The sequence below is a fragment of the Bacillus sp. MZGC1 genome, assembly GCF_002998605.1.
In the GTDB taxonomy this organism is placed as follows: domain Bacteria; phylum Bacillota; class Bacilli; order Bacillales; family Bacillaceae; genus Bacillus.
This window is the reverse complement of sequence record NZ_PVRE01000007.1, coordinates 26,571-45,397: the sequence shown is the minus strand read 5'-3', so window position 1 is coordinate 45,397 and position 18,827 is coordinate 26,571. Positions and strand designations below refer to the sequence as shown.

Here is an 18,827-nt window from a genome sequence, read left to right as displayed (position 1 = left end):
GTGAGCAAACATATGGAATTAGCCATGCACGAAGGCTATAGTTTGCATTTATTTGATTTGAATACCGAAGAATCCCTAATCGAATTAAATGCAATTCAAGATACAGAAATTTACTTTTCCGATGAACATGATACATACCTGATATTTGTTAGAAATGCATTTTTGAATTTTGAGGTTCTAAAATTTCTAGGTGATCACAATTCCCCCACTTCTTTAGAGACGAAGCTTGGAAAACGTGAAAGTATTTCTATCGGAAAGAATAACTCAGGACATAAATTTAAAATAATTGCTGAAACTGAGGGCTACATTCCAAAAAACAACTTAGGTCAAAAGATTTCTTTTGAATTCAATGAAGCAGAAATCATCTCAAGAGCTGAATTAAAAGGTCGAGTCGCAGAAATTTCTGGCATGGATTTAATATTTAAAGTTAATCCAATTAACGATGAATTCTTTAAAATACATTACTAAATAAAACTTTAATTTTAATTTAATTTAATGATGATGAAGAGGATGATGAATGTTGATTGAGAACCAAAACAAAGAACATATTGAATTCTTGCGTGAACACTTAAAACTTCTAACAAGGCTAAAGGAAACTGGTTACAAATGTGATCGTGAGATTAATGATGCCCTATCAAAATTACATGGAATTGTTTTTAAACAAGATCCTTCCCTCACCCTCACCTTTGGTGGGAATAGCTTTGTCTCCAATGGAGGAAATCAGACAAATCTCCGATTTGGTTTAGTGGACTCCGACCTGTATAAAAGATTCAGGGAAGCGCATCCGAAATTGACATCAGTTGATTCTAAAATCGATAGAGGCAAAGGAAAAACCACTATCCTCTTCAGTTACTGCTATGATGAAGGAGCATTGATTGTTGTGGGCACTTCACATATCGCTAAACTATATCGTGAAATATACCAAAGAATCCTTGAGAAAAATGGCTATCCGCTATTTCTGGGTGCGGCGGAATACATTTTAACAGTTGAGCAGCTTAATGGTAGAAGAGGTAAGGTTTTTATTGATGAATCTGTCAGTGAAAAACAATTGAATATTATTAAAGAAAATAAAAATGTTGAAATCTTAGGTGGATTCTTTACTTCTACATAAGCGCATTTTTAAAACGTCTAGTTAATCTGGGCGTTTCGTAAAGTGTGTTTTTATTTTTAATTGGAGGTGTCATATGTGCCAGTAAAAAAAGGAAAAGAGTGTTTGAAATGTTTAGATTGCCTAAAAGAAAAGGACAAGATGAACGGTTTTTATAACACTAAAAACAAATTATATGAAAAGGTTGGGAAATTCCCAATTTGCAAAACGTGCTTAAAGAAAACAATAAATTATGATGACATGGAAACAGTATATAACACTCTTCAGCAAATGGATGTAAAGTTTGATCCGTTGTACTGGGAGCAAGCCATCCAGAGAAAAACAGACACGTTCAGTGCTTACATCACAATGGCCAACTCGTTAAAGCAATTCAACGGAACATGTTGGAAAGATAGTTTTTTAGAAACTGAAGCGAACAACATAAATTCGGATACCACCCCTCCCTCCCCCTCATCAACTGATTACTCTACAGAAATTACAGATGATATGGTTGATAAATGGGGATTCGGTTACACTCTTGATGAGTACAAACAATTTGAACGTAAATATGTCAAATTGATAAGAAGCTACGGCGAGAAAACAGCACTGCATACTGAAGGTTTGCTATCGTTTATAAGATTTCGTGTCAAAGAAGAGATGGCCACTGCAAGAGGCGATGTTAAAGAAGCGAAAGAATGGGGATCACTCGCTTCTAAAGCCGCTACTGACGCTAAGATCAACGTTTCACAACTTAGTAAAAGTGATATTAGTGGCGGTGTTGATGTTATCACACAACTCTTTGAAGCTGTGGAAACAGAATTAGGTATTATACCCCTTCTTCCTCGGTTGACCGCCCAACCCTATGACGATGCTGATTTGATTATTTGGGCGATCATTAATTATTACAGAAGATTGGAAGATAAAGAGCCTGTCAATTATGAAGATGTATATCGTTTTTATGATGAAATGCTGGAAGAACATTTCAAATCTAAGGGTCTGACTGATGATCAAATCAAAAAATCGAAAGAAGAAAGAAATAATGTGTTCAGGGATTTAGGGAAAGTCTATACCGAACCACTGTATGAAAATGGTGAAGATGAGTAATGGCTAGCTATAAAAACTTTACTTCTAAAAATAAGAAGAACAGTAACGATAGAAACGATATATACGAATCCTCTTTCGAAACCCCCTTAGATCGTGATGATGAGAAAAACATCATCAAAAAGAACATTTCCAAATGGGCTGAATTCACCTCGTTTATACGGTTTTATCCAGATATATTTTATGATATGCTCAAACCCGATGTCGGCGGCATCGAACTCGATTTATATCAAAGAATAATGATGAGGACACTTAGTCGTTTCCCTCAAAATTATTTTTGTATTCCTCGTGGCGGTTCTAAGACTCTCACTCAAATAATGGTTGCTTATCATACTGCTATTTGCTTTCCTAATATAACATTGGCTATTACAGCTTCCACTAAAGAATCTGCGGTTAAGATTTGGAAGGAAAAACACGATGAGATTTTAAGGTTCTACCCCGCTATGTCGGACGAGATTAAAAGTGAGAACTTTTCCAAAGACTCGGGTAGAGTAGAATTTCAAAATGGCGCTATCATTGACAACCTCGCAAACGCCCAGTCCTCGAAAGGACTTCGTAGAAGAAGAGGTTCTTTAGAAGAATCTGCACTGATTGATAAAGATTTGTACGATGATGCCATTGAACCTATTTTTAATATCCCTCGAACTACAATGACTGGTGAAATTGATCCAACTGAGCTAAACGGTCAAATAAACCGCTTTTCTACTTCTGGTTACAAAAACTCCGATGAGTATGAAAAAATATTAACCATGGTTAAAGAAACTGGCGACCTTAAAGGTTCGTTTGTGTTTGGTTCTGATTGGAGAATACCGATTCATTTTGGTAGACAGAAAATGTCAACTATTAATAAAGCCAGACAAGGAAACGTCACTCGCTTCAGGCAAAACTACTTATGCGATTGGATAGGTGCGAGTGATGGAGCCCTCATCAATATCAGTAAACTCATTAAAGCTAGAACAATAGCTCAGCCAGAACTTTCGTGCCCTAAAGATAAGAACAAAAATTTCTTATTGAATGAATATGTGATAGGTGTCGATGTCGCAAGGTCTGCGGCTGAATCCAACAATAAAACAGCAATTGTTGTCCTGAAGATCATTAGGAATAGCAACAATCTGATTAGACAAGTTCAAGTTGTAAATATAATTGAACCTCCCAATGGGCTTAGTTTCAAAGAGCAGTCTATAGTTGTTAAACGGATTTTTAAAAACTATGGAGGTAATCAGGATACTTCTCTTTCAAGAGTTAAAGCAGTTATTGTGGATGGTAACGGCGTGGGAAGTGGCTTGATAGATCGTCTTTTGGAAGACGTCACTGATCCAGAAACTAACGAAGAATTAGGTTGTTGGGCTACGATAAATACTGACCAAAAACCTGATGTTCCTAACTCTCCTGAAATTGTTTACAATTTGAAATCACAAGGTATTAACCAGGACATCATCACTCAATTTTTAGACTATGTAGAATCTGGTAAGTTGAAGCTGTTAAAGGCTTATGATGATATTAAAAACCAAAAAGGAATTTTAGATGATGTGATGATAGAAGCTGCGTGTATTCAAACACAGTTATTCATCGATGAGGTTGCCAACTTAAGAATTAAAAAAAATCAAAATTCCTTTAGTGTAGAGCAAGTGGTTAAACGAATAGATAAAGACAGATACAGTGCTATAGCTTATGCATTATATTATATTGCTTTATTTTTAGAAAAAGAGGAATCGAACGATGAATATTCGTTCGGTTTCTTTTTCAATTAAACGATTGGAGGTGGAATATTGCAAAAGGAAAAAAGCGAGTCGTTTGAATTTAACACAGATTTATCATCCCCTATCCCCCTTTCTCTTTACTACTCTTCTTCTGTTAGCTCCTTCAATTACGAAAATGTTAAATCATGGCTAAAAGACCACAATAGACACAATAAACAAATCAGAGAAACCTCAGAATATCTCTACAATTTAAACGGAATTTATCGAAATGTGATTGATTATATGGTTTCACTCGTAACTTTGGATAGAGTTGTCTATGGAAATTCAAGTTCTCATGACAGTTTCGTTTCAGATAAAGCTGACTATACAAAAGCTCTTTCTAAGATAAACGATAAAGAAATTGCAAGAGATATTATTAGAAAGCTGAGTACTTATGGAACCTCTTTTCATTATTTTGAATCTTTCAGAGACGATTCCTTCCCTTCTACCCTTAGTGATCTTGAAATTGAAGGGATGACTGAAATCAATAACAGAGACGATTTTAATTGTTCTGTGTTAACGCTCCCTATTGACTATTGTAAAATTGTTGGTCGGAAGAACTCTTCTTATTTGGTTGCGTTTAATGTATCTTACTTTGATAAATTCACAGGTAACGGCAGATCCTTGAAACTTAAAAGGTGGCCGAAGGAGTTTAGACAAGGTTATGTCGAGTATAAAAAGGATTTGAATAAACGATGGATTGTGTTAGACAACAATAGAACTATAGCGAACAAAGCTAGTGCAGGAATAGAAGATCAATGGGGTCGACCTATAGGGTTAGCTGCATTTGTTGATATGGTTTATGATGATTATTTTGTTGATACGAAACGTAATATCTTAGATGAACTAAACAGTACCCTCATTTATCAAACGTTGCCTGAGGGTGAAAAAAAAGGTATTTCTTCCCTCTCTCAAACACAGCAAGAACAACAGCATATAAGCATCAAAAATGCTCTTAGCTCTAGAAATGGGTTAACTGGATATAAGTTTTTCTCATTGGCATCAGGAACTAAGCTAAATAAGCTTGAAACCAACGTTGATTTTCTGAAAGTTAAAGGTGAAGACGAATTAATTAAAAGGATATCAACTAACCTGGGCTTTGCAGGTTCCGCATTGAATGGTCAAGATGGAAACTACTCCTCTCAATCAACGAATATCGAAATGGTCTCCTCTCAAATATTCTCCTGGTTAGAACAAATCTCCAATGAATTCAATAAGGTAATAAACGCAAATATTATCAAGAATCCAAAATCATTTATTGAAGTTTATTATCTCCCTCTCACGCACGTTAACAGAAAAGAAAAAGTTCAAAACATGAAAGATTTGTACACCAGTGGTCGTGGAAGTTTGACTGCATGGATTGCAGCAACTGGTTGGAATCCTGATGCTTATATATCTTTAATGGAATACGAAAAACAAGAAAAATTCGATGAGAAATACCCTGTCCATGAAACATCATTCACGCTAAGCAAAGATAAAAAAGCTGGCGCTCCAGAAATAGACTCGCAGAACGAGAATACCATTAAATCTAAAACTAATAACAGTAACGGGACACCTTCGGGATCTTGAAAGGAGGTGTAAATTTACTTGAGAAGTGCAATTTTAGAAATTAACAATAACAAGAAAGTTAATGGTAGGACTTATTTGAAATGGGTAGTCCTAGAAATACACGAGAACAACTCTCTATTCAATAAAAACGGTATCACCTGGCTGGAAAAATACATTAAAGCTAACTTAGATTCTATTCAAGGGATGCCCCTATGTGTTGAGTTTATTGATTATGAGAATAGTGAGCCGTTTGGACATGGGCTAACTGAAATCAAAGATGGTACACCATTATTTGAGAATAGTGCGGTTGTAGGTGTTACAACTAATGGCTACATTGATTCTATTGAAGTAAATGGGAAACAAAAACGTGTACTCATTGGCGAAGGCTACATTTACAACCAGAGATACCCTAAATTTGTCCAATGGTTGAAGTCGAAAATGTTTGATGGTGATTTTCCTGAGACATCTGTAGAAATATCTGCTGTCGAAGGAAAAACGAATATTGAATATGAAGGTGGCTATAAAGAAGAAGGTCGTGTCCCTATGACCTTTGATTTTACTGGAGATGCGATATTAGGCATTGATCCAGCAGATGACACAGCAGTGTTGTTAGAGCTAAACAGTAAAAATAAGGAGGATAAAATCTTGTCTAAAGAAAAAGAAGCCCTTGTGGAACTTAACGAGAAACTTAAAGTGGATGTTGAATCCCTAGAAGCTAAGGTTGCTGAATTAAATGAATTACTGACTAAAAAAACAAATGAACTTAATGCAGCAGTGCAAGCAGTTAAAGATGAAAAAGCTAAAGCTGAGGCTAAAGATGAAGAAGTTAAAAAAGCTAAAGAGGACAAAGAAAAGGCTGATGCAGAAATTAACTCTTTGAAAGAATTTAAAAAATCAGTTACAGAGGAAACTCTGAAAACAGAGTTGAACCAGCATCTTTCTCGGTATACAGAAGAAGAAAAATCTGTTGCCAAAGAGAAAATTGAGCTCTTCTCAACCTCCCCTACTGAGGAGTTAAAAACCCAAATCGTTTCAGAAATCAACTCTGCTATTGCACAATCTTACATTAGTCAAAGAATGAAACAAACATCAAATGAGATTAATAGCGTGAACGACATTTACTCAGAAATTAACGAAACTGGTAATGAAGCTTCTGTAACTATTGAGGAACTTTATTAATAAAATAAGACTTTTATAGAAAAGAGGAAATTGAATGTTTAAATTCGGAACTATTGGCGCTTTTAAGCAAGTGCGAAATAATCCAAGATGTAAAGCTACAAAAGATTTGGTTCCTGGTTATGTAGTTGTGCCAGACGATTCTACAGGAAGAGCTCCTACCCCTGCATCAGCTACTGCTGCTAAAGGAGATATTTATGTTGTAGGTAATATCATCGACAAACCTGAAATTAGAAGCAAAGCTGATTTCAAGGTTTTGAAAGATGAGTTTGTAAGAGCTTTTCGATTAGCAGATTGCGTTGGTTTACCAATCGAACTTAGTCAGGATACTGTGGTTGACTTCGAAAACATTGTTAAAAACGATGTTTTAGTCTCTGCTGCTGACGGCTCAGGAAAATGGGTTAAATCTGACGGTACAGATGATCAATATAAAGTAAAACTTAAAGTGCTTGAAAATACAACATTCGGTGGCAATGGACTTTATCTTACGGTTCAGGGCTAATCCTATCGCTGGAGGAATTAAATGATGAAAATTGAATTAAACAATGCAAGACGTGATTCTGAAGTTTTTGCACATTCTAAATTAAATACTAAGTCTCCAATTGTAGAAATCTTTTCTGCGGTTGCAACTGGTAAAGATTTATCTAAATTTAATGGAGCTAAAGTGGACGCTGCTATGAAGCACGTTAAAAATTTAGGTGATCAAGCTCTAGCTGGTAATCCAGTTGCTAAGGCAGAAATCAACCAAATTGTAAGATTTGCAATTGAGCCTAAGCTAATTTCAGCTTTAAAACTGTTCGATTTCATGGGTAATTTTAAACCAATCGGCTATGATGAACAGCCTATGATGACCACATACGCACACGAATCGATTAGAAGCGGTTTTCAAGCTGCTCGTGGTGATGTTCCATTCGCAACTACAACTTGGAGAGAATACCCGATTGCTACTCAAACCATTTCATCTGGTTACGCAGTAAATTACCGTGAAATTATGAGTGGGAATCTCGACAAGGTCGCTGAAGGCATGGATCAGGTTCAAATCGACATGATGAATAAGGCGATGTACTACGTTGTAAATGAAATGTTTAATGCTATCAAAAAGGCTAAAGGCGTAAAATATTTCTCAGAAAGCCCTGGTATCGCTAAGAGCGCTGTGGATGACACGATTACGAAGATTCGTAGATTTGGTCAGCCTTCAATTGTGGGAGACTATTCTGTCGTTTCACAGCTAAATGATTTTGCTGGATTCCAAGCTGTAGCTGGAGAGGCTTCAAGTGCAAAATTGCCCGAGTCAGTTATGGATGAGATCAGAAAAACTGGTTTATTGAAAACATACAAAGGATCTTCTATTGTCGAGCTTCCAAACAGCTACAATTTGACAGAGCTTAATAAAGCTAAGGACAACTTCAAAACCTACCTTCCAGAAGGCCTCCTGTTCTTCATTCCTCAAGGTGCTAAATCACCACTGCAAGTATTCCAAAAAGGTGGAATTTCAACTATGACAGGTAATGATGTGGTCACTGGCACAGAAATTACTCGCTTTGATTTGGAATTAGGTGCTGGAGTTGCTGAAGGTATGGAACATCAAATCGGCTTAATCCGAGATGAAAATTTCGAAATCACACCAGAATAATATTTAATGGAGGGCGTAGTCCCTCCATAAACACGGAGGGATATAATGTCAATCGATTTAGATAAAAAAATTAAAATTAAAAACTTATGTTCTTGGGATTTGTACTTCAAAAAGTTCGAGTCTCCTGGAGATTTCAAACTTCCTGCTAACGGAGTAAGACAAATTACTGTAGCTGAAGTTCAGTCCCAAGTTTATGACAATGTGAAAATGTTTGCTGGAACTGATGGGGTTGGATCTCACGCTAAGATTTATATTGACGATAAAGAAACGAGAGTTCATTTAGGATTTGAAAGTGACGATTCTACTCAAAATGTTGTTGATCAAGAAGCGATTAAAAAGATTTTAACTCTTAAAACTCAAAAATCATTTGAGGATAATGTTAAAAAATCAATTAAACTTGATTCTGAGAAAGCTCAACTGTTTGAAGTTGCAAAGGATTCTAAAATCAATGATCACAGCAAAATTAAGTTCATCGAAGAATATACTGGCTTTAAGTTTGACGCATAAGGGATAGATTATAATGGCTGGATATGAAGATGTATTAAATTCATTTCATTCAAAATTTCAATCAAATGAAGTAGTTCCAGAAGGTCTAGAGAAACAGTTTTTCATTGAGGCGTTAGCTTCGTATGAGCTTGATCTTGAACCGCTCAAATACGATGATTCTACTGAGGAATTCAATGAAGAAATGTCTAGACCGAAAATTAAACTGCTTGGGCTTCTTATGTATAAACAACATTTAGGTCGATATAGAGATCGAGCTTTAAAGTTGAACAATGTAATCGGCAGAGACATTCAATTAACTGGCTTGGCGAATACTAAAGCTCAAGTAAATAGAGCCTACGAAGATTTGTCTGATGAAATAGATGCTTTATTGCACAAACTTAAAACAAATAACTTTGAATGAGGTGCTTAAATGTCTAAAGATTGGTATTTGAGTTCTTCTTCAAACTATTTAAGTGGATGGGAGAACGAAGAGTTTTCTGCAAATAAATATGAGATTTTCAAAGAGATACTAGCGAACTCTCCTGAAACTTATAGTGTTTTATTAAATGATGAGCCTGTTGATGTTATTATCCAAACAACTCAAGATAGTGAAGTTAAAAAAATTATAACAGTTTTGGGATTATTGAACCGGGGCGACCTGATCTTGTATGACAGCTCTTATTGGTTGGTTAATTCTCGACCGAATGATAATAAAATGAATGATAGTGCAACTATGAAACAATGTAACAGCTCAATTAAGCTGTCATCAGGAGACATAAATATTGATACTGGCAAGATCAATGAAATCACTGGAAAACCTATTAAAAAACTTGTACCTGGTGAAATGATTGAAATTCCTTGTGTTTTTGAGAGAACTGTATCAGTTAACGGCTCTGATCAACCGATCAATCTTCCCGATGGCCAAGCGCACATCACTCTCCCCTACTCTACTAATCCTCAATTGAAAATTGGGTTAAAAACGCAATTTTATTCAGAAGATTATATTGTCCACGATATTGATTATTCAAAAGTAATTGATGGTGTGGGCACCATTAAACTCATCGCAAAAAAGAAAGTCAGTGATAACAAATGAGTATGATGGTTCAACATATAACGGATATTTTTAGAGAAATACTGAATGATATAGAAGTTAATCGCCTCCTCTATTATAAAGATGATCCCCTTTCATCTGATCTTCCAGATGTCCAAACTTTGGATAACTATTATGAACCTACTGTCGATGAAGATAGCGGTCTCACCCTCCCTCCTATCTATTCAAATCTGTTTAAGCGTGCGCCCAAAACCGATGATCTCGACTCTAAGCCCATTTGCAGAGTGTGCATATACTTAGGATCTGGTACGCCTAAAAGTCCAAATGAAAGCTATAAACTCCTAAATCAAGACATTATGATCGATGTTTACACACATATAGATACATTTGAGGAAACTGAATTCAGGAACACAAAGATATCTGATAGGATATGTAATCTTTTATTCGATAGGAACATCACTGGCTTCGGTTCAATGATTACATACAAGAGATTGCTTATTCCAAATCCACCTGATGGTCATCTTGGTTACAAGTTGATTTTCACGTTCGGAGCTTCTAAATGATTAGTAGCAAGGATTTTTTCTTTCTAGGTGACTCAGTGATGACTGAGATTGGTGAAATATCATTTATCAAGCTGAGAGATTATCCGAATTACGTTCATTATTTAAATGCTATTAAGATGTCGAAAAAAGAGATCATTAGAGAGTATGAGAAATTAAACGAAGCTGAGAACTTAAATGAGTTAATTATAGAGCTTAAGCGAAATAGCTTGTTTAATATTGTAAATCACATTCTTCCTGATTTTAGTGAGGCCTACAATAAAGTTTTCGAGAAAATATTTGTTGATAAAGAAAGACTGTCTGAAATCAATCCAAACAATTTCAACAGTTTACGAAAACTGGTGCTTGATATGCATTGTCTATCCGAAGAAAAGATATCGACAAATGAAGAAATACAAGAATTTGATGATTTGGCCAAAATGTTAAAACGGCAAGATAGCCACAATGACCTTAAAGATATTGTTAGTTGCGTGGCTGCCTTTAATGGATACACATACAACGAAATAGCTGACATGACCGTTTATCAGCTCCAATTAAGCTTCTACAGAATGGCGGAGATTATGAATTACAATACTACAACGTTATTCGCAACAGTTTCTTCTGAAGCTAAGATTAACGACTGGAGTAAATCCATTGATCTTTATAAAGAAGACTCATTCCACCTCAATGCAAAAGAAGCAAAAAATTTAGAAAAACTATTCGGAGACTGATAAAGTCTCTTTTTTATTAGGAGGAAATCTATTGAGCAAGCAAACAGTAATCCATGAAGTTGGAAAAATCACTGCTCGCAGAATTAGCGATAAGAAAGTAATCGGTAGTTCTGTTACACAAATGACTCAGTTCACTCAGCAAGTTCAACAGGACTTTTTAAAGGGTGGCTGGGGCAATAGAGACTTATACGTAATTAACTCAAGTAAAGAGGTTTCAGGTAACGTCAGAAACGCATTCTTTGATCTTGACTTCATGGCAATGCAACAAGGCGTTAAAATCGAAAATGAAGCCATTTCTGTATGGGAGGATGAGAATTTAACTGTCTCTGAAACTAACACTGTTAAGTTAAGCTATATTCCTATTTCAGAAGTCACTCTTACGAATGAAGATGGCGAACATCTAAAGGTCTCAACAACTTCTACAGAAGTTGCAGTCCCTGAGCAATTTGCTAAAAAAGAAGCTGTAATCACAGTGTTTTATCAAATTGAAGTAGATGCTGAAACTGTTGAAATCAGTGGTGAAAAATTCTCTGAGAACTATGAGTTTGAAATTCATACAATTGAGTATGATCCTAAGACATCTAAAGTTTATAGTGATCTATACATTCAATTACCTAAAGTCAACTTTTCTGGCGAAGCTGATATTTCACTTGAAGCAGGTCAAGCTTACACTCCTGAAATTGGATACAGAGCTTTAGCTGACGAAAATGGGAAAATTGGTAAGTTCTCACGTGTGAAAAGAAATGCTGACGGATCTAAAGGCATCGTGAAGGACGATCAAACAGCTCCTCCAGTTGACGGAGAATAAATAGACTTTTGATTAACTGAGGAGGTCTCCCCTCCTCTCTTTTTTATTAAGGAGTGATTAACATGGCGACAGAAAAAACAGCTCCTATTGTAGTTATTCCTGATCGAACATCGTTTACATTTCATGATAAGTCATCCTCCCCATCCGACGGTGAAATATTTGAAGTTAAACACTACCAAAAGTTAGCTTTTAGCATAACTGGGACATCTACTTCAAGGAAAATTTCGTTTATGGGTTTAACGAATGATGATCAGGAAATTGAATTAGGCGGTACTCAGTTAAGCGATTACCGAATTGCAACAGGAACTGAAGGAACTAATGAGGTTTGGGAAATTACAATCTTTCCTTTTAAAAAAGTGTTAATTAGGTTGGATGAAGTGACTGGTGGAGATGTCTCTGTTTATGGGGAGGTCTCAACTTAATGCTTGACTCAAATATTAGGGGTCTCTTCAAGAGAATTGAATACCAAATCGCAAATTTAAAGGGTTTGTTTTTTAAAAACGAGAAACAAATGCTAGATAATATCAATGAGTTTAAAAAAGACAATGAAGAATTCAAAGATAGTCAAAAATATGTTCTTACTGTACATATCGATGATCAAAACAACCCCCATAATGTAACGAAAAATCAGATTGGATTAGATAAAGTAGATAATGTGAAGCAAGCTTCTAAAGATGAGTTACTTACACACGAGAATGATACTAAACTACATGTGACAGAAGACAAACAAAAAACTTGGGATGCAAAAGAAACTACATCTGGATCGCAGTCTAAAGCAGACGCAGCACTTGTAGCAGCTAAAAAATATACAGATGACACGGCAGAAACGCCTGATGGAGCTCAGAAGAAAGCAGATGCAGCTTTGCAAAAGTCAAAGGACTTTGTGTCAGGGTTTCAGAAAATGAAAATTACAACTGACACTGGAATGCCATTGCTCTCTCTTAAAGACACATCCATAAGCATCTTAGATTCTGTTATCAATAATGGATTAGGTCAAGGAACGTTCTATGCAATTGCAGGATCAAAAGACTTGCCGAATCATCGTTCATTTAGAGGCTTCTATCATATTACCGATGCGACCAACGGAAAAGGTACATTCGGTTGGGTATACGCAACCGACTACATAAATAACATCTACACCAACTATTTAAACAACAACGTGTGGAGTGGATGGTCAAGGCTTTCAAACCATAACTTATTATCCGAGAATGGTCAAAGTCAGTTGCTTCCTAACGGCACAGACATTTTAACATTACCTTCTGGATATTACTATGCTGTAGGCACAAATGTGGTCAACATGCCGAGTAAAACCGATTCATCATGGTTTAATATTTATGTTGTTGATAATAGCAACAATCGTAAAACATTCCATATCATCAGGAGTGGAGATAACCTTCATTGGTGGGGAACGGTTCATACAGATGGTAGCTTTAAAGGCTGGAAAAGAATGATGACTGTAGAGGATTTTGAAAACAGTACATATGTTGATACTTATGATCAAGATAACTCTTCTGTTTCAGCTGCTGAGAATGTAGCTACCAAACTAAATTTCGGTGCCACGAGAGCAGACGACCTATCCGAGTACAATCGCACACGTTCTGAGATTACTTTGAAAAATAATGGACTGTATCTAATTAGACTTTATATCACTAGCGATAATATAACAGTAGGATCTGATAATGTGTTATCTTGCTATGTTAATGGTGCAGAATACCAACGGCTAGGAAACTGGAGTCCTAATAATCCATCAAGTACTTGTGTTCTATTTCTTCAGCAGAAATTTAAAGCAGGTGATAAGGTGACGTTTTATATTACTCCTAAAAATACAGGGAAAACTATAGCTGTTGCTACTTGCTATGTCACTATGTCTCAAATACGATAAGGGGGTAAATTGTTGAATAAGGCTTTAGCTATAATGTACTTATTTCCTAATGCAATCCTGGGTAAGGATTTCTCTGTTAGAGATGACGGTGAAGGCCAATTCATAGACACATGGACGTTAGAAGAGCCTATCCCCTCTGATGAAGAGTTCGTTGCTGCTTGGCAAGAGTACCTAAAGCTAGACAGCGAAAGGCCTATGTCCCAGGTTGAAAAGCAATTGCATATTATAGGAGAACAATTAGCACAAGAAAAAATCGCTCGACAACAGTCTGACAGGATGAATTCTATGCTAGGGCAGCAGATTGCAGAAATGAAAATTGAGATTCTTAAACTAAAAGGAGCGAACCCGATTGAAGCTTAATTTTTGGGTGATGGCACTGTTTTATAAATGGGCAACAACTTCTATGGTAAAACAAGCTATGACCTTTAATGACTGTACTGTTGATGAGTTAGAAGAAGGAGTCGTAGCAGAATATGTTACGCCCGAACAGTTCTTTGATATAACAGGATTGGAATACCAGTAAAATAAGAATTTTATCTAGACACCTCTCCCCTGTTTGAGGTGTTTTTATTTTAATCATAAGGAGAGATATGATGACAACACAAAAATTAACGCTAGATCACATTAAAGAGGGAAATAAAAAGTACGATGAGAAAGTTAAAGTTCAGTTAGATGATAAGTTCCATGTTCACATCTACCCCAACTTTGATCCAGTAAAGATTACACAAATGATTAAAATGGCTCTAGAAGATGTAGCTGAAATTGAGTCGAATAAAAAGATTAAACACAAACTTAATTTCGTTGATCTTTTAAACATTTATACAATCCTCACCTTTAGTGATATCGCTAATATCCCACAAGGAATCACATCGAAAGTTAACTTAATGAGTGAATTGGTTAAGTCCCCATACTATCAAATAATCAACGATTCTTTTCCTAAAGAGAGTTTCGAAAGCATTGATGAGAAATTGCGTTCAATGACAGAAGGTATGATCAAAACTCAAGAGGCACTTACTGATAAAGCGAACGAAGAAATCTTGAAAAAAGTTGAAAAACTAACTGCTGAAGCATAATGGCCAAGAATCATAAAGAATTAGCCGTTATGCTTGAAAAAGCAGCTTTAAAAGCCTTGCAGACTGGCAGTCATACAAAAGAGCTCTTAGTCAAAACAGGTCAAGAGCAAGTCCAAACAGTTGTATATGATTCATATAGTCCAGTGGAATATAACCGAACTGGTGAGTTAAAGGCTTCTTTTGTTGTAGCGAATGAATCAAATGGAATCTCACTAGACAACGTAAGAGCAGACGATGGACAAGATGTTGCAACAGTTGTTGAGACTGGTGAAGGATACCAATTCCCTGACGAATATGGTTATGGCTATGGTGAGCCTCGTCCTTTTATGGGCAACACTGCTGAAAAGCTCAAATACAGTGGTGAATTAGTGGAAGCTGCTATGAAAGATGTTCGCAAGGCTGGTTATAAGACAATCAAATAGCCTGGCGGTGAATTTAATAATGAGCAAAGAAATCGAACAAAACATGCTACGTAAAAGAGCGCAAAAGCTACCTGAAGTCACTGATGATATGTGGTCACAGGTTGATCAAGAACATCAAGACCTGGTTTCAGAATTCCTGGATGCTAACTCGTTCAGAGACAAAACTAAAAAACAGTACCATTCTACACTTCGTCAATTTTTCTGGTGGGTGCACACATCATTAAACGGCAAGAAACTATACAAGATCACTAAAAGAGATTTTATACGATATCAGAGCTTCTTGAAAAATCGTGGAATGTCTTCAAGTGGCATTGCTCTAAAAAAAGCTTCAGTATCTTCCCTCAACAATTATCTTGAAAATGTAGTTGCGGAAGATGATCCAAACTACAAAACATTTCGAAACTTTACTCGTGGTCTCCCTGCTATACCTAAAACGGTGACTTATGAAAAAGTTAAAGTGACATATGATGATTACAAATTAATGATGGACACACTAGAAGAAGACGAAAATTATCTTGGGATGGCATGGCTGGCCACAGCATTTAATGTAGGCGGTCGTAGAGCTGAGTTGGTTCAATTTAAAACAGAACTATTGGATTATCCTATTAATGAAGATCAATCGTACGTTATGAGCCATAAAGTCTTCGGTAAAGGCAAAGGCGAAGGAAAGGTACTGGAATACATGGTGAATTTAGAGGCTATAAAATATATGAGATTATGGCATGAGAAGCGTGGCTATGACCATGAGTATATTTTCACAACTCAATACGGCGGTGAACCTAAGCAGATTTCAGAGTCCTGGGCAGATTATTTTTGTTCTGATGTTCTGTCAGATATTCTTGGCCGACGTATCAACCCCCACCTATTCAAAGCCTCTTGTATCACCTATCTTCTTGAAGTTAAAAAAATCAAACTGGAATTGGTTAGTAAATACATTGCTCATCATGAAGATGTATCAACTACAATCAAGCACTACGACTTGAGAAACTTTGAAGAAGAAAAGAATCAAATCTTCGCATGAAATCCCTCTTTTATTCAGAATCAAGATCCTTCTTTTGAGGGGTTTTGCTTATGGTTAAAACAAAAAATATCATAGATAACTAGCGCCCTAAGAATTCATTGACATAAGGATTTATTAATTCTAAGGTTGATTTTAAACCGATAAACCCTTTTTCATTTATTTAAAAAGTAAAGGGTTTATCTGATCTATGTCTTATTGATAATTGTCTATTTCAATGACAATATTCTTTATATTGATTAAGTATTCATTTAAAACTGTGACTACAGGAACATGACTGCCTTCGAGGCAATAGTATGAAGTGAACTCTCCATCAAAATCACGAACAAAACTGTTGGATTGAGGATTAAAGACATCAAGTGGCTCTCCATTTACTGATACTGGTTGTCCTGAATTAATAAATACATTATTTTCAAGGATTACACCATTACCTATGTCTGCTCTATTAATTACCCCATCGAACATTTTTCTACTGCTTGTTAGTTTTATGTGTTTATTTTGATTGGTAAGCAATTTAAAATCCGATAACCATGTTGATTCAGATGAGAACACTTGAGAACTTTTAAATATGTCGTATATTTCTTGATGATTTTCTTTCAAACCAATAAAACTTTGATCCACTTGTTTAATAAAAACATCTTCTTTTTTATATGAAGGAAAATATATTTTTCTTTTTACTTTACTTAGCTGCGTTTCATTTAATTTGTACGTTGCTAATTCTAGGCAGTATTTTTCGAAAGTATAATATGCTGCGTAATCCAACGCGGAATTCAGAGAATCTAAAAAGTATTTAATTTTAAAAGCTAAAGGCCTCTCGAGATTCTCTGACATTGATCTCTCTTGCATTTCTTCGATTTCTTTAAGAGTTTTTTCTGCTTCTTCAGTTAAAAATAATGCTTCTTTAATTGACAATGATCTTCCCCCTAAATTTAAGTATGTTTTTAATATATCAAAATTACGGAGTGATAAATATGAAAAAAGAGAAATTAATGGAAATATTTCATGAACTTTTGGAGGACTGGTATAGTGCAGAAAGCACATTAGAAGGATTTTCAGCATATCAAGATGAAGACACCATAGAAAAACAGAAAAAAGAGTATGTTGAACGTTTTAATGAAGTGTTAAAACAATTGTAGGCCTTTAAATGTGTATATCTAACGAATTAAATTTGGATTGAACCGACTTCCTGTCTACTTTGATAGGAACACTATGGCGGTCACTCCTCATATTAACTGAGGGATTTTGATTATCATTAAAACACAAACACCTTTAATCATTTGGTTCTTGGTGATAAGATCAGAATAGCAATTGTGTATATCTGAAAGTGTTAGGAGTAATACATATGCCTAGTCTATGTGAACGACTGAAACAACTGCGAAATGTTTACCGACCTAAATTGACTCAGCAAACTCTTTCAGAGGAATTGAATATTACTAGAGCAGCATACGCTAGATACGAAACTGGCGATAGCGAGCCAGACATTGAAACTCTGATAAGTTTAGCTAAATTTCACAACGTAAGCATTGAGTATTTGATAACAGGAAAAAGAAACGTAAAGTGTATCAACTTATTATCTCGTAGGGTTAATCCTAAGCTAGAAATGCTTTGCAACGAGCTTTTGGATGCACCTGTTGATAAACTAAATCATCTAATTCACTTTTGGGAATTCATCAAACTTAAAGGCAATTGAGTCACCTTATTGGGATAATCAGAAGAAGAATAAAGAATATAAAAATAGCTCTGCTGAATGTGTATCTTCCCTACAAACGGCACAGCTATTTTTATATGGCTTCACTTAGAAATTGATGTTAGTATTCCGTCTTCAAAGTATAAGTATTTGTTTCCTTTATAAACCCATTGTTTTAAGGTACGATTTTTAGTGATATTTGTGTTTACTTTTACAGGTCTCCCCCAACCATTTAAAAGCACATCGTCTTCTGTCATTCCAATGGAAACGCTCTGCGGATCTATCGTCCTATCCTCTATTTGTTTCTTCCTTTCGTATCCTTCGATCTCATTCTTATCTCTTGCTGTGTTTTGGTTTTTAAGATTCTCTAAAGATTTAACTCTATCCAAATTATCTTTCTTGATTTGCTTGTATTTTAAATCAGTATGAGCATTTGAATATTTAACTTTATCTAACATGGCTTCAATGTATGCATATGAATCGTAGTTTTCAACATTTGTTTTCTTTTCATTTAACTCTTTATTTTTTTTGAAAGCAGAAGCTATAAAATAATAATCTTTTTGAAAAACTTCCTTCAATTCAGCAGTTTTGCTAATAACCTCATCAAATTTTTCTTCTTTTATAAGCGTTATAAGCTTTCTATCTTCTTCAGTTAAATTGTGGCTATCATTAGCAGAGCTTACTTTTTCTTCAGAGGTTACATTTTTAGAACTAGCAGATTCTTCTGATACCTTGTTTTGTCCACAACCGGACAAGATAAAAATAGCTCCCAATATAAATAATATGGATTTATTCATGACGTTCCCCCATTTACCTTATGTTAAAAGTATAGCTGTAATAAACTGC

The 18,827-nt window shown here is 35.5% G+C and carries 25 protein-coding genes; 23 read left to right on the top strand and 2 right to left on the bottom strand.

Features of this window, described 5'->3' with window-relative positions; all coding sequences use genetic code 11:
* Positions 1 to 12: 12 nt before the first annotated feature.
* From C6Y06_RS18255 to C6Y06_RS18155, 21 genes are all read left to right on the top strand, one after another.
* A complete protein-coding gene (locus C6Y06_RS18255; protein ID WP_106037395.1) occupies positions 13 to 468 on the top strand; it encodes a hypothetical protein in 456 nt (151 codons plus the stop codon).
* 49 nt (positions 469 to 517) lie between these two features.
* Complete coding sequence (locus tag C6Y06_RS18250; protein WP_106037394.1) at positions 518 to 1,111, top strand: hypothetical protein; 594 nt, start codon at positions 518 to 520, stop codon at positions 1,109 to 1,111.
* Positions 1,112 to 1,186: 75 nt separating this feature from the next.
* Positions 1,187 to 2,191 carry a hypothetical protein gene (locus tag C6Y06_RS18245; RefSeq protein WP_106037393.1) on the top strand — a complete coding sequence of 335 codons (1,005 nt, stop codon included), beginning with the start codon at positions 1,187 to 1,189 and terminating at the stop codon, positions 2,189 to 2,191.
* Entirely contained in the window at positions 2,191 to 3,939 is a 1,749-nt protein-coding gene (locus tag C6Y06_RS18240; protein WP_106037392.1) for a hypothetical protein, read from the top strand. Before C6Y06_RS18245 ends, C6Y06_RS18240 begins: the two co-directional genes overlap by 1 nt.
* Positions 3,940 to 3,957: 18 nt before the next feature.
* Positions 3,958 to 5,496, top strand: coding sequence for a hypothetical protein (locus C6Y06_RS18235; protein WP_106037391.1), 1,539 nt, complete (start codon positions 3,958 to 3,960; stop codon positions 5,494 to 5,496).
* Positions 5,497 to 5,514: 18 nt separating this feature from the next.
* A complete protein-coding gene (locus C6Y06_RS18230; RefSeq protein WP_106037390.1) occupies positions 5,515 to 6,654 on the top strand; it encodes a hypothetical protein in 1,140 nt (379 codons plus the stop codon).
* Positions 6,655 to 6,688: 34 nt separating this feature from the next.
* Positions 6,689 to 7,153, top strand: coding sequence for a hypothetical protein (locus C6Y06_RS18225; RefSeq protein ID WP_106037389.1), 465 nt, complete (start codon positions 6,689 to 6,691; stop codon positions 7,151 to 7,153).
* A gap of 24 nt (positions 7,154 to 7,177) precedes the next feature.
* Positions 7,178 to 8,284 (top strand): hypothetical protein, encoded by a 1,107-nt coding sequence (locus C6Y06_RS18220; RefSeq protein WP_223251484.1) that lies wholly within the window; start codon positions 7,178 to 7,180, stop codon positions 8,282 to 8,284.
* Positions 8,285 to 8,329: 45 nt separating this feature from the next.
* Positions 8,330 to 8,791, top strand: coding sequence for a hypothetical protein (locus tag C6Y06_RS18215; RefSeq protein WP_106037387.1), 462 nt, complete (start codon positions 8,330 to 8,332; stop codon positions 8,789 to 8,791).
* Positions 8,792 to 8,804: 13 nt separating this feature from the next.
* Positions 8,805 to 9,191: a hypothetical protein gene (locus tag C6Y06_RS18210; RefSeq protein WP_106037386.1), complete on the top strand. Its 387-nt coding sequence runs from the start codon at positions 8,805 to 8,807 to the stop codon at positions 9,189 to 9,191.
* 9 nt (positions 9,192 to 9,200) lie between these two features.
* A complete protein-coding gene (locus C6Y06_RS18205; RefSeq protein WP_106037385.1) occupies positions 9,201 to 9,863 on the top strand; it encodes a hypothetical protein in 663 nt (220 codons plus the stop codon).
* A complete protein-coding gene (locus C6Y06_RS20400; protein WP_106037384.1) occupies positions 9,860 to 10,384 on the top strand; it encodes a hypothetical protein in 525 nt (174 codons plus the stop codon). Before C6Y06_RS18205 ends, C6Y06_RS20400 begins: the two co-directional genes overlap by 4 nt.
* 38 nt (positions 10,385 to 10,422) lie before the next feature.
* The gene (locus C6Y06_RS18195) at positions 10,423 to 11,091 is read left to right on the top strand and encodes a hypothetical protein (protein WP_223251483.1); all 669 of its coding nucleotides are present in this window, start codon (positions 10,423 to 10,425) and stop codon (positions 11,089 to 11,091) included.
* 31 nt (positions 11,092 to 11,122) lie between these two features.
* Positions 11,123 to 11,899 (top strand): hypothetical protein, encoded by a 777-nt coding sequence (locus C6Y06_RS18190; protein WP_106037382.1) that lies wholly within the window; start codon positions 11,123 to 11,125, stop codon positions 11,897 to 11,899.
* A gap of 62 nt (positions 11,900 to 11,961) precedes the next feature.
* Entirely contained in the window at positions 11,962 to 12,321 is a 360-nt protein-coding gene (locus tag C6Y06_RS18185) for a hypothetical protein (RefSeq protein WP_106037381.1), read from the top strand.
* On the top strand, positions 12,321 to 13,781 hold the full coding sequence (locus C6Y06_RS20395) for a hypothetical protein (protein ID WP_223251482.1): 1,461 nt from the start codon (positions 12,321 to 12,323) through the stop codon (positions 13,779 to 13,781). Before C6Y06_RS18185 ends, C6Y06_RS20395 begins: the two co-directional genes overlap by 1 nt.
* A gap of 12 nt (positions 13,782 to 13,793) precedes the next feature.
* Positions 13,794 to 14,141, top strand: coding sequence for an XkdW family protein (locus C6Y06_RS18175; protein WP_106037380.1), 348 nt, complete (start codon positions 13,794 to 13,796; stop codon positions 14,139 to 14,141).
* Positions 14,142 to 14,151: 10 nt separating this feature from the next.
* A complete protein-coding gene (locus C6Y06_RS18170; protein WP_106037487.1) occupies positions 14,152 to 14,304 on the top strand; it encodes an XkdX family protein in 153 nt (50 codons plus the stop codon).
* Between the two features lie 70 nt (positions 14,305 to 14,374).
* On the top strand, positions 14,375 to 14,854 hold the full coding sequence (locus C6Y06_RS18165; protein WP_106037379.1) for a hypothetical protein: 480 nt from the start codon (positions 14,375 to 14,377) through the stop codon (positions 14,852 to 14,854).
* Positions 14,854 to 15,276, top strand: coding sequence for a hypothetical protein (locus C6Y06_RS18160; protein WP_106037378.1), 423 nt, complete (start codon positions 14,854 to 14,856; stop codon positions 15,274 to 15,276). The genes C6Y06_RS18165 and C6Y06_RS18160 overlap by 1 nt, the downstream gene beginning before the upstream one ends.
* A 19-nt stretch (positions 15,277 to 15,295) precedes the next feature.
* Positions 15,296 to 16,297: a tyrosine-type recombinase/integrase gene (locus C6Y06_RS18155; RefSeq protein ID WP_106037486.1), complete on the top strand. Its 1,002-nt coding sequence runs from the start codon at positions 15,296 to 15,298 to the stop codon at positions 16,295 to 16,297.
* A 192-nt stretch (positions 16,298 to 16,489) separates the two neighbouring features.
* Here the strand turns inward: C6Y06_RS18155 and C6Y06_RS18150 are convergent, their stop codons facing one another.
* Complete coding sequence (locus C6Y06_RS18150; RefSeq protein WP_106037377.1) at positions 16,490 to 17,206, bottom strand: hypothetical protein; 717 nt, start codon at positions 17,204 to 17,206, stop codon at positions 16,490 to 16,492.
* Between the two features lie 59 nt (positions 17,207 to 17,265).
* Between C6Y06_RS18150 and C6Y06_RS20135 the strand changes: the two genes are divergently transcribed.
* Both C6Y06_RS20135 and C6Y06_RS18145 read left to right on the top strand, forming a co-directional pair.
* A complete protein-coding gene (locus C6Y06_RS20135) occupies positions 17,266 to 17,430 on the top strand; it encodes a hypothetical protein (RefSeq protein WP_189288398.1) in 165 nt (54 codons plus the stop codon).
* A 206-nt stretch (positions 17,431 to 17,636) separates the two neighbouring features.
* Complete coding sequence (locus tag C6Y06_RS18145; protein WP_106037376.1) at positions 17,637 to 17,984, top strand: helix-turn-helix domain-containing protein; 348 nt, start codon at positions 17,637 to 17,639, stop codon at positions 17,982 to 17,984.
* A 101-nt stretch (positions 17,985 to 18,085) separates the two neighbouring features.
* On the opposite strand, the gene C6Y06_RS18140 is transcribed toward C6Y06_RS18145, so the two are convergent.
* Positions 18,086 to 18,778 carry a hypothetical protein gene (locus C6Y06_RS18140; protein WP_106037375.1) on the bottom strand — a complete coding sequence of 231 codons (693 nt, stop codon included), beginning with the start codon at positions 18,776 to 18,778 and terminating at the stop codon, positions 18,086 to 18,088.
* Between the last annotated feature and the right edge of the window lie 49 nt (positions 18,779 to 18,827).

Excerpts from the sequence above, each read along its gene's own strand:
- C6Y06_RS18255 (WP_106037395.1), top strand. The coding sequence starts at position 13 with ATGGAATTAGCCATGCACGAAGGCTATAGTTTGCATTTATTTGATTTG.
- C6Y06_RS18250 (WP_106037394.1), top strand. The coding sequence starts at position 518 with ATGTTGATTGAGAACCAAAACAAAGAACATATTGAATTCTTGCGTGAA.
- C6Y06_RS18240 (WP_106037392.1), top strand. The coding sequence starts at position 2,191 with ATGGCTAGCTATAAAAACTTTACTTCTAAAAATAAGAAGAACAGTAAC.
- C6Y06_RS18225 (WP_106037389.1), top strand. The coding sequence starts at position 6,689 with ATGTTTAAATTCGGAACTATTGGCGCTTTTAAGCAAGTGCGAAATAAT.
- C6Y06_RS18220 (WP_223251484.1), top strand. The coding sequence starts at position 7,178 with ATGAAAATTGAATTAAACAATGCAAGACGTGATTCTGAAGTTTTTGCA.
- C6Y06_RS18215 (WP_106037387.1), top strand. The coding sequence starts at position 8,330 with ATGTCAATCGATTTAGATAAAAAAATTAAAATTAAAAACTTATGTTCT.
- C6Y06_RS18210 (WP_106037386.1), top strand. The coding sequence starts at position 8,805 with ATGGCTGGATATGAAGATGTATTAAATTCATTTCATTCAAAATTTCAA.
- C6Y06_RS18205 (WP_106037385.1), top strand. The coding sequence starts at position 9,201 with ATGTCTAAAGATTGGTATTTGAGTTCTTCTTCAAACTATTTAAGTGGA.
- C6Y06_RS20400 (WP_106037384.1), top strand. The coding sequence starts at position 9,860 with ATGAGTATGATGGTTCAACATATAACGGATATTTTTAGAGAAATACTG.
- C6Y06_RS18195 (WP_223251483.1), top strand. The coding sequence starts at position 10,423 with ATGACTGAGATTGGTGAAATATCATTTATCAAGCTGAGAGATTATCCG.
- C6Y06_RS18185 (WP_106037381.1), top strand. The coding sequence starts at position 11,962 with ATGGCGACAGAAAAAACAGCTCCTATTGTAGTTATTCCTGATCGAACA.
- C6Y06_RS20395 (WP_223251482.1), top strand. The coding sequence starts at position 12,321 with ATGCTTGACTCAAATATTAGGGGTCTCTTCAAGAGAATTGAATACCAA.
- C6Y06_RS18170 (WP_106037487.1), top strand. The coding sequence starts at position 14,152 with ATGGCACTGTTTTATAAATGGGCAACAACTTCTATGGTAAAACAAGCT.
- C6Y06_RS18165 (WP_106037379.1), top strand. The coding sequence starts at position 14,375 with ATGACAACACAAAAATTAACGCTAGATCACATTAAAGAGGGAAATAAA.
- C6Y06_RS18160 (WP_106037378.1), top strand. The coding sequence starts at position 14,854 with ATGGCCAAGAATCATAAAGAATTAGCCGTTATGCTTGAAAAAGCAGCT.
- C6Y06_RS18155 (WP_106037486.1), top strand. The coding sequence starts at position 15,296 with ATGAGCAAAGAAATCGAACAAAACATGCTACGTAAAAGAGCGCAAAAG.
- C6Y06_RS20135 (WP_189288398.1), top strand. The coding sequence starts at position 17,266 with ATGAAAAAAGAGAAATTAATGGAAATATTTCATGAACTTTTGGAGGAC.
- C6Y06_RS18145 (WP_106037376.1), top strand. The coding sequence starts at position 17,637 with ATGCCTAGTCTATGTGAACGACTGAAACAACTGCGAAATGTTTACCGA.
- C6Y06_RS18140 (WP_106037375.1), bottom strand. The coding sequence starts at position 18,778 with ATGAATAAATCCATATTATTTATATTGGGAGCTATTTTTATCTTGTCC.